This window comes from Gracilibacillus thailandensis (assembly GCF_010994055.1).
In the GTDB taxonomy this organism is placed as follows: Bacteria; Bacillota; Bacilli; order Bacillales; family Amphibacillaceae; genus Gracilibacillus; species Gracilibacillus lacisalsi.
The window spans coordinates 33,222-45,762 of record NZ_WJID01000057.1 but is presented as its reverse complement, the minus strand read 5'-3'; the positions used below and the strand labels follow the sequence as shown (position 1 = coordinate 45,762).

The following is a 12,541-nucleotide window of genomic DNA, read 5'->3' as shown; positions in this document are numbered from 1 at the left end:
AATTGCCATTTCATACATTTTTTACTTGCCAAATACAACTTCAATCAGTGGAAGTTTTAACTCCCACTGATTGTTAGCGAAACTTATCAGGAAGTTAGCGTCCGTTTATTTCCACTTAGCTTCCTCGTTTTCACTCAAACCTTGAAGAGGGGTTTACGGACGTTTGCACGGCGATAAAGGTACGTCTTTACTGGATCTCATGAAAAAAGGAAAGGATATAGAATATATGTTTAACATCATAGGTTATCGCACACTAAAAACTGCTATAGGTGCGGCACTTGCCATATTCATAGCAGAACAGCTACAGCTTGATTTTTATGTATCAGCAGGTATTACCGCGGTCCTTTGTATATCGGTGACAAGAAAAGACTCTCTAATGGCTTCATGGCAGAGAATCGTTGCGTGTGTTATTGGATTAACTTTAGCGTCAGTCATGTTTGAACTGTTGGGATATCACGCTATCGTGCTCTGTGTTTTATTGCTTTTGTTCATTCCAATAGTAGTGTATTTTAATGCAAAAAAAGGCATTGTGACAAGCACTGTGTTCATGCTCCATCTTTACACACTGGAACAAGTTACACTCGGTATTCTGCTCAATGAAATCTTACTATTATTAATCGGGGTCGGAGCAGCATTGCTAATGAATACCTATATGCCAAGCAATGAAAAACAAATGCGGAACACTCAAGAAGAACTCGAGCAATGTTTTCAAAAAATCTGGTATGAATATGCGCGTTATTTACGGGGAAATATCACAAATTGGAGCGGGGAGGAACTGATAACTGCTTCCAAGAAAATTGATGATGGGCTTGCAAATGCGTTAAGAGCGAGCGATAACCAATTATTTCGTCATGATAATTACTTTTATCATTATTTTAAAATGAGAGAAAAACAGCTTGAAATTTTAAAACGTATGCTACCGTTGATATCAACGCTTGATCACACAGTCGTGCAAAGTCAAAAAATAGCTGAATTTATGGAGGAGTTGAGTAATGCCATTCATCCGGGTAATACCGCCATCCTTTATTTAAAACAGTTGCATGAATTGACGGAAGCACTTCGCGAAATGGAGCTTCCACGTTCCCGAAAAGAATTTGAAGTACGATCTGCATTATTTCATTTACTGTATGAAATGAAAATCTATTTAACGATTAAGAAAAAATTCCAACCAGATCCGAAACGACACCAACGATAAGAGATTTGAGCCTCTATCATATAAGCGTTAGTAGTAGTTGATATTTTTATGAGTACTTTTTAAAAATGGTAGGTTGGAGGTGCGATCCTCCGACCTTGTGATTTAGATTTAAGACTCAGGCAAGGTACGGTGATTACTGGATTTGTACTTTGAAATAATCCTGTCTAAAGTTATGCATCTCTTTTAAATGATCATCAGCCATTAACTTCTTTTATATTTTCTGAAGATTTTTCCTCCCTTTTTACTCATATTCTTTTTCTACTGTTTTTAAACTTGTCTTAAGATTTTCTGGAACTCCTCTTCTTCCTGATCTTCATAACCCTGAAATATAATATCAATGATGTCCGAGTGATTAAATACATAAGTGTACTCTTGATTAATATAACCTTCCGGGTATGGAACACCAATATAGTCATACATCGTTTGTTCTGTTATTTCCTCTTCTTGAGCCTGCAAATCCTCTTTTTCCTCACCTGTAACTAACTGTTTTCTTCCATAAATCATTAAGCGTTTATTTCCACCTTTTAATAAGACTATAGTTCCGTTTGGTAATAGTGTCTCCATTATTTTATCTCCAGTCCTTGTTTCATCAGTTTTTTCTTCTCCTTGTTAGAATATGGCTGATAGTTTACATAGTCCATATTCGCTCTCATAAAAAAGTATCGGTGTAAAAATTTTGCTGCTGCATACGCCAAAAAAATGGCGAAAAAATACACTACGATTAATGAGAAAACATGTTTTAAAACAATCGTTTCTTGTACACTTTGAGCTAAAATATACCCTATTGCCGGGGCAATAGTTAATACCCCCAAATATTTTGATTGGTTTCCACTTTTCTTTTCCATTGTTGGGTCACCAGCATACTTATTAATCTGGTATTTCACCAGAGTATAAGTGGATATGATAGCAGCTAAATTTATAATGATATAGTAAAATACAGAGGTAATATGGAGCGTATAATATGACATTCCTTGTACCATAACAAATAAAGAAATTGCTCCTGATAGACCGAGTACCCCCATAAATAAAACCATCTCAAGCTGTGCAGAATAAGGGTTTTTAATAATTAGCCTTGTCCCCCATAAATGAACGATCAAAATAAAAGGGAAACAATCCATAAAAATTCAAGTTTAAATATATTTAATAAACCCAAAAGTAAAAATAAGTCGAAACCAATAAAAACAAATGCTATTACAGACATTCTAACAACTTCTACAGGGATAAATGCTAACTGCTCCTTAACATGTTGTGCTAAATTCTGGTATCTAGTTTTATGATCTATTTTCATATTTATCTTCCTTTTTATTAAAACATATTCATATATTTAACTTATTTAAACCAACCTGCTACTGTTTTCATACCACTATTGACACCATTAGCGATACCTTGAACACTTTAAACGCCTATTTGAAGGGATTGTCGCTAAATGAAATCGAGCAACACGTCGAGCATTAAAGATACCAAAAACGCTTTTTTCAATTGACTCCACGACGATTACAATAGGAAAAACTCGCTTACCATGGGCAAGGAGCGTTCTGGTATTAAACTGCATGTCAGCTTCACGAATGAAACAAAAATGCCCTTACAAATCGTTGAGACAACAGTACAAAAATCCAAATAATAAAGCACAACAACCTCTATGAACATTAAAAAAGTTCAAAGAGGCCCATTTTTATAAAAAGTATAAATTCACCAGGCGTGTTGATTAGCCATGATTATCCAGTATCAATCTGATAAAGTTGCCTATATTTGGTTAAATCTATTTCTGCTATTTGTGATACGGTTCACCATCATGTGGGCAGGTGATTTTTTATTATACAAATACTTTACTACTATTATTTTATACTGATAATAAATGGAGATATATTGGGAAGATGATTACGTTGATTAACTGTGTTACAAAATGTTTAATGTTTAGTATCTATTTTTAAATTAATTTCAGTAAGTAAGTTCGGAACATCCTCAAACTCACTATGATTATTAATTAGTTTCGACAGCAGTTTTTTTGCCTTTATAAAATTTCCCACTTTGAAATAGGAATATCCCAACATATAGGTTAATGAATCAGATAGCCAACTTTCTTTTTTCAGTAACTCTATAATTCTTTTATAATCTGAATTTCGTCTAAGAAACTCTACTTCAGCAAGAGAGACGTGTAAATCACTAAAAATTATTTGAGTATAGTTATTACTTTTTTGATCAGTCTCAACCGAATTGAATAACTCATATGCTTTTTCTATATATTCATTACTATTTCTTTTAATATTAAGCAAAGTGCTTGCTAGGTAAACCTTTGCCACATTATTATCTGGTTCTAACTTTAAAGCCCACCTGAAGTAATATTTTGCAAGTTCTAAATTCTGTTTTGAAGAATTAATAAATATTAAACCAACTAAAACGGGATCATCAACTTCTTCTATCTTCTTTTTTCCTTGTATTCTCAATTTTTTTTTAAGATTATCGTAATCTTCTATCGTGAAACCATTTATTACAAATAATAAATCCTCACCATTAAATAACTTTTCTCTATAATCTACTATTAGACTAATAAGCCTATCGAAGGCTAGAAAAATAGTTACTACAACAAATACCAAGTTGATGGAGTGGTAAAAGTAGTCTTTACTATTATTCAGCACATAAATTATTGTTATAGGAATAATAAAAAAATAAAATAAAAATCTTTTGGCTTGGATTTCATTTTTGTTTAAATTTGAAAATGTAATTATTACTAAGAACAAACTTGTCCAAAAAATGTATATAATTAACAAAGAATTAAAATAATACTCACTTGAAACCACAAAGTATGTAATTATCATTGTTGATATTATAAAAAAAATATAAATATATATATTTTTTTTGCTAAAATATAATTTACTTACTACTAACTTCAAGATACTTTCTAATATTACTAACTCTTGTTTCACTCTTCTTCCATTTTTATTTAGCATTATTACAGTTATTGCAATTACAGTATTTAAAATAAATAATTTTAGCATTAAACCAAAATCCATTTCAGGAAATAGATGGAACTCAAGCAAGGTTGAGTTAGTTGGTTTATTATTTAACGATGTTAATGAAATAATATTTTTTAGTATTCCGTTAACAATTGGAATAAAAGTAATAATTAAATAAATTAAACCGGTTAATAGATATAAAATAAAAAAAAGGGAAAGAAAATCAACAATTTTTAAATGATATCTCCTTATAAACCTATTTTTCGAATGAAAAAGTACTTCTTCCATCTTATTGAACATGTTTACATATATGTTTAATAGCTCAATAATTAGTTTAACTATAACTAGCCCCCTCCTGTCTCTTAAAGGTTTATTGCTTATGATTAATATCGGTATTTTTCAATAGATCTATATGTTTTTCCATATATTTAACGAGAAAATTTCTTTTTATTTAATCTTATCTAATTGTTCTTTCCCTAATACAATTTCTATTTTTTGTTTTACCATCACTTGTGATACGGTTCCCCCTTCATAATCCGAAACCCCCGATAAACCTGCTCCAACAGAACCAACCGCATTAACTGATGAGGAAACGTCATCTTAGAAAAAGACAGCGCATAATCACTTCGCTCGCTCACTTCCTTACTCAATCCCAACGAACCACCAATGACAAAAACGATCTTACTTTTGCCATGAATCATTAATTGCTCTATTTTTTCGGCAAATTTCTCGGATGTTGGCATTTGTCCCATTATTTCCAGGGAAATAACGTATGCGTCTGGGGAAATTTTCGACAGGATTCGTTCGCCCTCTTTTCGTTTTACTTCCTCTTGTTCTGCTTCGCTCATATTCTCGGGTGCTTTCTCATCTGGCACTTCAATTATTTCCATATTGGCATAAGCGCCCAATCTTTTCATATACTCTTGTATACCCTGTTTTAAATATTTCTCTTTTAACTTTCCTACCGCTACAATCGAAATCTTCATGTGTGTCATCCTTCCGAAAACTATCATTATTACTATTTTACCAAATCCATGAACTGGATACGAGTTGTTCATAATTGATTTACGCATCGTTTTACCTTACCATTAAATAAGGGGATGATTACATATTTTGTCTCTATCATTAATAATTGGAGGCGATTTCGTGGAAAAAATCATATTTATTGAAACAGGAACTGGAATAGATGTACATGGACAAAATGTGACCAAAGCCTGTCTTCGTGCTGTGGAAAATGCCATTCACTACAATTCCATGCCAGGGATTGCCGAATACCTACCAGAAAACAATCTGCACAACATGAAAGTTAATGTTAGACTAGCCGTTCCCATCGACAAAGAAAAAGTAGATGTGGAGCTAGTCAAACAAGAAATACCATATGGAACTGTGACAGTTGAAGTGATTGATGGTGGCATGGCAACAACATCTGGTATTGTTCTCGAAGAAAAAGAAGACAAGAACGATTTGATGTATATTGTCAATGCAGCTGTAGAAGTAGGCTATTAAAAATAATAGGGAGGAATGTGTATGACGTTTATTGCGAGTCCCAAACGTTACCATGAAATACCGTATAACCGTTGTGGCAACTCAGGTATCAAGCTCCCGGCCATTTCCTTTGGCCTTTGGAACAACTTTGGAGGCGAGGATACGTTAGAGAATCAGCGCCGAATGCTAATGAAAGCTTTTGATTTAGGAATTACTCATTTTGACCTTGCCAATAATTATGGTCCACCTCCAGGGGCAGCAGAGAAAAACTTTGGACGAATTCTCAAAGAGGATTTCGCTCAGTATCGGGATGAAATGATCATCTCAACAAAAGCGGGCTTCAGAATGTGGGATGGGCCGTATGGCGACTGGGGCTCTCGAAAGTATTTAATCTCGAGCCTAGATCAAAGCTTACAGCGCATGAACCTCGACTATGTGGACATATTCTATCACCACCGTCCAGATCCAGAGACACCCCTTGAAGAAACAATGGCCGCTCTCGATCAAACAGTCCGACAAGGAAAAGCATTGTACGTCGGCATTTCCAACTATAATGCGGAACAAACAAAACAAGCAATTGACATTTTAGAGGCACAAGGTACACCTTTTATCATTCATCAAGCCGCTTATTCTATGCTTGATCGTACGATAGAAAATGGCTTAACGGATGTACTGGACGAACACGGAATTGGCTGTATTGCATATGTACCATTAGCTCAAGGGCTATTAACAGACAAATACTTAAGTGGTATTCCAAAGGATTCCCGAGCAGCAAAAGAATTTATTCCATTCTTAAATGAACGCGATGTATCTTCTGACAAACTACAGAAGATCAAAGCATTAAATACAATCGCACGAGACCGTGGGCAAACCTTAGCACAAATGGCACTCGTCTGGGTATTACAAGAAAAATCAGTTGTATCTGCATTAATCGGTGCAAGCCGAGTTAGTCAAATTGAAGAAAACATCAAAGCATTAAGTAATACTACTTTTGCACAAGAAGAATTGGATGCAATTAATGATATTTTAAATTAAGCGTAAACTCGAGTGCTAGCACTCGAGTTTTTCTAGTTAAGTATGCACGCCATACTTTATGTACTTTTTATTTGTGTCTCAAAGTATTCCTTTTGCAGAAGTCCCATATGAATAATGTCATGCCAATCACCATTTCTAAATAGACTTTGTCTACTTTTTCCCTCTTCTTGAAAACCAATCCGATTGTATAATCGAATAGCTCTATCATTAAATGAAAATACTTTGAGCGAAACACGATGAAGATTCATTTCGTAAAAGGCGAAATCAAGCAGTAACTTTAATCCCTCTGAACCATAACCTTGACCCCAATATTCTTTTTCACCAATGTCTATAATACATTCAGCGTTTCGATTCTTATAATCCATGTTGACCAACGATACAATGCCAATTGGTATTTCATTGTCTTTATCCATTATGATGTAGCTTTTAGAATGAGGAGAATTTAAAATAACAGTATCTACAAATTCTTTCGTTGCCTCTATCGAATATACATCCAAAGAGGGATTTGTGGATTGCATTACTTCTATATCATTTCTCCATTTGTGATAAAGTTCTGTATCTTCCTCCGTCATCTTCCTTAATCTTACCCTTGATGATTCAAACAACATTACGATCACTCCTTATTTTACGTTGTTACTGATTCGGTCCTATCCTTGAAACACATAAGTAACGGATTGATTTAGCAAAGATTTAACACCATGTTCATGATATGGCATTCTTTCATCAGCAGTTTTCACATCCACCCACCTTACGTCTGAGATGGTCTCTGTATCCTGAATGGACAGCTCACCACCTATTATCCTTGCTTTGAACGTTATGAAAAGGGCGTGATGGTCAGCAGGTTTCATGAATGCTTCATTGACGGAAATAATGTGATCAACCTCAATAGTTAAGCCCGTTTCTTCATTTGCTTCACGTATAGCTGCTTGGGATAGCGTTTCTCCTGGTTCAACAGATCCACCTGGTAAAGACCAATTATCATATTTAGTGTTATGAACCATTAAAACTTTTTCCCGTATGTCATCATAAACAAGTGCATAGACTACATCTACTCGTTTCATTAAAACCCCTCCTCATTTCTTTACCAATACATATTGCTTGTCTTCTAAAAAAATGTTTCCGAAAGGTGGTTGATATCCTTCAGTTTTAATTGCTTTCCAAATTCCCTTGTACTCAACTGATCGCAACATCTTTCCTTCGATCTTTCTCTTGTCCAACACCCCCCCATCCCAACAAGCTTATATCTAGTTAAATCCCTTTTGAAGCTACTAGCCCCTTTGTAATCTTTTATTTAATTATTAACACAAATATCCAATACTGAATAGAAAATATGAAGGATCTTCAATAAACATGCTCAACATACTCCACGTTTTCATGCAGAGTTTATCAATCAGCAGTATGGAATGATTAGTATTGAAAATTCCTTAGGCGAAGCATTAACGAATGTTGTAGTTATCTAAACTCTATATCCAAAATTATATCTAGTCATAAATTACCATTCATTTCTTTGTAAGCATAGATAAAACGAATCATTTCCAAAAATTTCATTATAAATAGTTGGTTTTACATATCATTATTCTTATAATGAAAATGCGTAAGCTTCGATGAGGAGGCAGTATCTATTGAAAATGATTAAAAAAATTATTTTAGTTACTTCTATTTTATTTGTATTTATTTTAGGAGGGTGTTCTAGAGATATGGACGATGATTCTAAAGAAATTACGGGCCAGCCAGAAGAGAATAATGTGGAAGATATTTATGTACCAGTCCAAGAATACACTGGAGAAGGATATAAGTTAGACAATGGCGAAGAGACAGGACGTATTGCTAATGAGAATAGAGCAGTAGTGGAAAAAGCAGTAAAAAGATTCTTTAAAGAAGAATATAAAACAGAAATTACTGTACATAACATAGTTGGAAATGTGGATGGTGCAACAGTGTTTGTAGAATCAGTAGGAGAACCACATTTTTATACCTACGCAATCATTCCGATTGATGTTGAAAACGAAGAAATTCTAGAAGACAACGTTTGGTCTCAAGAATGGCAAATAGAAGATGCGATTATTGCTGGAATCTATGGTCTTATACTTGAAGAAGAATTTAATAATTTAACTAACCTTATTTCGGAAATCACTGAAAAACACAATTTAGTTGGAATAAATTCTGAAGCAATCCCAATAGGTGCGAATCGCTTTAGTAATGAGTTTTATTTCGTCTCTATACGAGATGAGAGCCCCTTTATACCAATTATAGAAAGTTATTTAGAAGATCCCAATAGATCTGAAGAAGAGTGGAGTGAAATGATTAATATTAATGATGTTAATCCAGAATCTATTAGAATATCAGTTAATCTTTACATGGAAGATGCAAATGCTAAACCAAATGAAAAAACAATAGAAATGCTTAAAACTTCAATAGAAGAAACTGATAATCTGCCAAAAGGAATGTATGGATTATCCATTCATGATAATAACATAAATAAAAGGAAAGCAGTAGGTAGTAATAAGAATTCAATAAGAATTGATAATTTAATAAAAAATTGAAATTAAGGAGAAACAATATGTCGGTTACCAATAACAGTGATACGGATTTAGTAGAACTAGCTGGTTATCATGCTTATTTAGGTTATGATGTAGATGATATAATTAGAATCGATGGAAATAGATATGAAGTTAAAAATGTATATTATGATCAACATACAGGCTTAGATGCATTAACTGTTCAGAATATTAAAACAAATTATACAATAATCGTCTACGTCGGAACCAACAAGGACCAACTGCAAGACATTCTAACAGATGTTTATTTACTTAGCAGCACGGATGTACCACAACTAGAAGCAGCTAAAGAGTACTATAAAGGTATGAACAGGCAGTATGGCATTGATTCTGTTACAGGCAATTCCTTAGGTGGGGCATTAGCCAATTCTATAGCGGTTGAGTATCCTAATGTTAGGTCTGTAACGTACAATCCGGCCTTATTACCTGGTCATTTAGTAGACACGGATAAGGATTATGACAACATTACCAACTATATCGGTCAATACGATGTATTAAATATGACATTAGATAGCTTAGGGCTCGGTGACCGTGTACCAGGGAAAAAACATGAAATTTATAATGGTATACCAGGTACTGCTGAGAGCAAATTTGGAACGATCGGAAGTAACCATACAGGTTATTTAAGAAATGATGAGGGAACGCAGTATTATGAAATCCGTCCAGGTGGTGGTCCAGGATCTGGTCAAATTCATGTAAAAGCTGATGAGCACATTGTTACTAGCGCATGGACAGGGCAACCAATTTATGGAGATGGATCAACTAATATTCGAATTACACCAGAAGCATTACATACATTAGCCAATGGGCTACATGATTCTGTTTTTAATAGGTTGGAAAGAGCTTCAGAATATCTTAGCAATTCGAAAGAGATTATTGATGATGAAGCAGAAAGAAGGCACACAAGAATTAACATTCTCCAACGCAGGCTCCAACAGATTATTGAATTCCAAATTGATGAAGATATAGAAATGATGGGGAAATCTATTCAAGCGAGTATTGATGATATGCATCGATTATTGGATCTAATTGAAGACAAAGGACAATCACTTAACTACTTATTAAATTCCCCGCCAGCTGAATTGATGGAATTTATCATGAACCGTCAAGTTGATGTATCTTCATTGGTGGATGAAGCAAGAAATTTTTTGAATCAATTAAGTAGTAATGTTGATGAATTAATGGATAACTCTCACCTTATTTTAACAAGCGTAGTTCCTAAGCTTTTTCATGTAGGAATGGAAAAATGGCATGACGCTGTAGTAAACGAATTACAGGAACATTTTAACATTTTGATGAATAATAACGATATATTGCTTACACAGATACAAACTTTCCAACAACAAATCGAAGACACCGCAGATACTTTTGAAAAAACTGATTTACAATTAGCAAATGCAATCCAAAATAAAATTGCCTACATTAAAGAGGTATTCATCTCCGTAAAAGCTAACACTGACAACTTAGAACCATCCCCGTACTTAGAAGCTAAACTGGATATTAAAGCAATACAATTGGACTTATCCTTTACCTATTTCTCAACGAAAATGAACAATCTTCTCACTCCTGTACTCGAAGGTATAAACGTCATACTCTTAGGTTTAGAAGTTACAATCGAAAGTTTATCTTTTGCCATTAAACAAGGAACCAATATATTTCTTCGCCAAAGTTTGCCAGGAATGATAATAAGTACGTTTACCGACTTCGATGATAAAGTGAGGAATACTGTTAAACATACTTTAGAGCCTATCGATACCCTTGCCTCAAGGATTAATGGAGTAAGGGATGGCGTTAGAAGATTGAATAGCAATATCCCTACTATTATAAACAGGTTTCGTCCCTATTTAGAAAATGCTTTGTTTAATAATGAACGTTTTTTTGATGTTTATTTATATAATAACTCAGCAATCGCACTTATAAGAGAACTGGACTTAGTTTTCCAAGATATTAACAGCCAATTAGCAAACCATCATGCCAAAACCATTCTAGAGTTATTATTATATGGCAGACATATTAGTGTAAATATTAATCAATTACAGGAACAAGTAGAACGCGCAGCAAATTAACATATAAACATAACAGCCCTCATCAGAGTTATTCTCAGATGAGGGCTTGTCGATTTATTTTGCTCTATAGAATATAATGATCAAGACGTATGCGAAACAATAAACGTTGCATTACCAGCTAATTTATATTGCTGAATCGTAGCCGGAATAATAAAGTGATCACCTTTTTTAATATCGTATGTTTGGTTACCTGTCGTAATAGTAGCTTCTCCCTCTACCATACTAACTTGCACAAAGTCTGCCGTTCTTTCCAGCTCTGCTTCGCCATGTAAATCCCAATGATAAACCGTGAAATACTTTTCTTCTACTAGCTTTTTCTCCGTTAATCCTTGTTTATCCACAACTTCTTGAGTTAATTGCGGTGTTTCATGTGGAACACTCGTTACTTCTTTCGCTTCTTTTAAATGTAATTCTCTTGTATTACCGGCTGCATCTGTCCGATCATAGTCATAAACACGATAGGTAATATCAGAGCTTTGCTGCGTTTCTAAAATAACGATTCCTTTACCGATTGCATGGATTGTTCCACTTGGTACATAGACGAAATCGCCTGCTTTTACTTTAACACGGCGTAATAAATCGTCCCACTTGCCCTCGTCAATCAGCTTTTCTAATTCTTCTCTTGTTTGAGCATGGTGGCCGATGATTAATTCAGCATCTTCTTCTGCACTTAATACGTACCAGCATTCAGTTTTACCATATGCTTCATTCGCTACTTCTCTTGCATATTGATCATCAGGGTGAACTTGAACAGAAAGATTGTCGTTAGCATCCAAAATTTTGATTAACAGTGGATAAGCTTCCTGGTTATCCACAGGCTTGTTAAATAATTCGCCATGCTGATTCCATGCATCTAACAGTGTTTGATCTTTTAATGGGCCATTGATAATTTTACTTGGTCCATTCTCATGAGCAGATATTGCCCATGCCTCACCAGTTTGTTCGTAAGGAATCGTGTAATGAAACTCTGTATGTAACTTCTGACCGCCCCATATTCGTTCCTGAAAAATCGGTTGAAGGAAAATTGGTTCTTGATACATAAATAGACTCTCCCCTATCATTTCTATAAGTTCGTACTTCCTAAAAGATACTATCTTATCCATCTAAAATCAATCTATATCCTGTTATTTATCCACAATTTTGTTCACAATGCACGAATTTTATCACTTATTCACATCTGAACAGCCATACAAACAGCTTATCCACAAAATTATCAACATACTCACAATTTTCTTATATATATCGTAT

General features: G+C 34.3%; 13 protein-coding genes. 5 read left to right on the top strand and 8 right to left on the bottom strand.

Annotation, left to right across the window (positions count from 1 at the left end; translation table 11 throughout):
- Nucleotides 1-226 precede the first annotated feature (226 nt).
- Nucleotides 227-1,195, top strand: a complete 969-nt coding sequence (locus GH715_RS16050; RefSeq protein ID WP_228760329.1) for an aromatic acid exporter family protein — start codon at nucleotides 227-229, stop codon at nucleotides 1,193-1,195.
- Between the two features lie 267 nt (nucleotides 1,196-1,462).
- On the opposite strand, the gene GH715_RS16045 is transcribed toward GH715_RS16050, so the two are convergent.
- The 5 genes from GH715_RS16045 to rlmH all read right to left on the bottom strand — a co-directional run bounded on the left by GH715_RS16045 (nucleotide 1,463) and on the right by rlmH (nucleotide 5,135).
- Nucleotides 1,463-1,759: a DUF4176 domain-containing protein gene (locus tag GH715_RS16045; protein ID WP_153836267.1), complete on the bottom strand. Its 297-nt coding sequence runs from the start codon at nucleotides 1,757-1,759 to the stop codon at nucleotides 1,463-1,465.
- Complete coding sequence (locus GH715_RS16040; RefSeq protein ID WP_153836266.1) at nucleotides 1,759-2,217, bottom strand: hypothetical protein; 459 nt, start codon at nucleotides 2,215-2,217, stop codon at nucleotides 1,759-1,761. The genes GH715_RS16045 and GH715_RS16040 overlap by 1 nt, the downstream gene beginning before the upstream one ends.
- A 71-nt stretch (nucleotides 2,218-2,288) precedes the next feature.
- Nucleotides 2,289-2,483, bottom strand: a complete 195-nt coding sequence (locus GH715_RS16035; RefSeq protein ID WP_153836265.1) for a hypothetical protein — start codon at nucleotides 2,481-2,483, stop codon at nucleotides 2,289-2,291.
- A gap of 619 nt (nucleotides 2,484-3,102) precedes the next feature.
- Nucleotides 3,103-4,437 carry a tetratricopeptide repeat protein gene (locus tag GH715_RS16030; RefSeq protein ID WP_153836264.1) on the bottom strand — a complete coding sequence of 445 codons (1,335 nt, stop codon included), beginning with the start codon at nucleotides 4,435-4,437 and terminating at the stop codon, nucleotides 3,103-3,105.
- A 218-nt stretch (nucleotides 4,438-4,655) separates the two neighbouring features.
- Nucleotides 4,656-5,135 (bottom strand): 23S rRNA (pseudouridine(1915)-N(3))-methyltransferase RlmH, encoded by a 480-nt coding sequence (gene rlmH, locus GH715_RS16025; RefSeq protein ID WP_100358447.1) that lies wholly within the window; start codon nucleotides 5,133-5,135, stop codon nucleotides 4,656-4,658.
- Between the two features lie 160 nt (nucleotides 5,136-5,295).
- Here rlmH and GH715_RS16020 point away from each other — a divergent pair, with 160 nt between their 5' ends.
- Nucleotides 5,296-5,655: a Lin0512 family protein gene (locus GH715_RS16020; protein ID WP_018934428.1), complete on the top strand. Its 360-nt coding sequence runs from the start codon at nucleotides 5,296-5,298 to the stop codon at nucleotides 5,653-5,655.
- 21 nt (nucleotides 5,656-5,676) lie between these two features.
- Nucleotides 5,677-6,669, top strand: a complete 993-nt coding sequence (gene mgrA, locus GH715_RS16015; protein ID WP_153836262.1) for an L-glyceraldehyde 3-phosphate reductase — start codon at nucleotides 5,677-5,679, stop codon at nucleotides 6,667-6,669.
- A gap of 56 nt (nucleotides 6,670-6,725) precedes the next feature.
- Here the strand turns inward: mgrA and GH715_RS16010 are convergent, their stop codons facing one another.
- Together GH715_RS16010 and GH715_RS16005 are read right to left on the bottom strand one after the other, a co-directional pair.
- Nucleotides 6,726-7,277 (bottom strand): GNAT family N-acetyltransferase, encoded by a 552-nt coding sequence (locus tag GH715_RS16010; RefSeq protein ID WP_153836261.1) that lies wholly within the window; start codon nucleotides 7,275-7,277, stop codon nucleotides 6,726-6,728.
- 39 nt (nucleotides 7,278-7,316) lie between these two features.
- Nucleotides 7,317-7,730, bottom strand: coding sequence for an NUDIX hydrolase (locus GH715_RS16005; RefSeq protein WP_153836260.1), 414 nt, complete (start codon nucleotides 7,728-7,730; stop codon nucleotides 7,317-7,319).
- A gap of 567 nt (nucleotides 7,731-8,297) precedes the next feature.
- On the opposite strand from GH715_RS16005, the gene GH715_RS16000 reads away from it, so the two are divergent.
- Nucleotides 8,298-9,212: a DUF1672 family protein gene (locus GH715_RS16000; protein ID WP_228760330.1), complete on the top strand. Its 915-nt coding sequence runs from the start codon at nucleotides 8,298-8,300 to the stop codon at nucleotides 9,210-9,212.
- 17 nt (nucleotides 9,213-9,229) lie between these two features.
- Nucleotides 9,230-11,293 carry an SA1320 family protein gene (locus tag GH715_RS15995; protein ID WP_153836258.1) on the top strand — a complete coding sequence of 688 codons (2,064 nt, stop codon included), beginning with the start codon at nucleotides 9,230-9,232 and terminating at the stop codon, nucleotides 11,291-11,293.
- An 80-nt stretch (nucleotides 11,294-11,373) separates the two neighbouring features.
- On the opposite strand, the gene manA is transcribed toward GH715_RS15995, so the two are convergent.
- Entirely contained in the window at nucleotides 11,374-12,333 is a 960-nt protein-coding gene (manA, locus tag GH715_RS15990; RefSeq protein WP_153836257.1) for a mannose-6-phosphate isomerase, class I, read from the bottom strand.
- Nucleotides 12,334-12,541: the final 208 nt, after the last annotated feature.

Excerpts from the sequence above, each read along its gene's own strand:
- GH715_RS16050 (WP_228760329.1), top strand. The coding sequence starts at position 227 with ATGTTTAACATCATAGGTTATCGCACACTAAAAACTGCTATAGGTGCG.
- GH715_RS16045 (WP_153836267.1), bottom strand. The coding sequence starts at position 1,759 with ATGGAGACACTATTACCAAACGGAACTATAGTCTTATTAAAAGGTGGA.
- GH715_RS16040 (WP_153836266.1), bottom strand. The coding sequence starts at position 2,217 with ATGGGGGTACTCGGTCTATCAGGAGCAATTTCTTTATTTGTTATGGTA.
- GH715_RS16035 (WP_153836265.1), bottom strand. The coding sequence starts at position 2,483 with ATGAAAATAGATCATAAAACTAGATACCAGAATTTAGCACAACATGTT.
- GH715_RS16030 (WP_153836264.1), bottom strand. The coding sequence starts at position 4,437 with ATGGAAGAAGTACTTTTTCATTCGAAAAATAGGTTTATAAGGAGATAT.
- rlmH (WP_100358447.1), bottom strand. The coding sequence starts at position 5,135 with ATGAAGATTTCGATTGTAGCGGTAGGAAAGTTAAAAGAGAAATATTTA.
- mgrA (WP_153836262.1), top strand. The coding sequence starts at position 5,677 with ATGACGTTTATTGCGAGTCCCAAACGTTACCATGAAATACCGTATAAC.
- GH715_RS16010 (WP_153836261.1), bottom strand. The coding sequence starts at position 7,277 with ATGTTGTTTGAATCATCAAGGGTAAGATTAAGGAAGATGACGGAGGAA.
- GH715_RS16005 (WP_153836260.1), bottom strand. The coding sequence starts at position 7,730 with ATGAAACGAGTAGATGTAGTCTATGCACTTGTTTATGATGACATACGG.
- GH715_RS16000 (WP_228760330.1), top strand. The coding sequence starts at position 8,298 with ATGATTAAAAAAATTATTTTAGTTACTTCTATTTTATTTGTATTTATT.
- GH715_RS15995 (WP_153836258.1), top strand. The coding sequence starts at position 9,230 with ATGTCGGTTACCAATAACAGTGATACGGATTTAGTAGAACTAGCTGGT.
- manA (WP_153836257.1), bottom strand. The coding sequence starts at position 12,333 with ATGTATCAAGAACCAATTTTCCTTCAACCGATTTTTCAGGAACGAATA.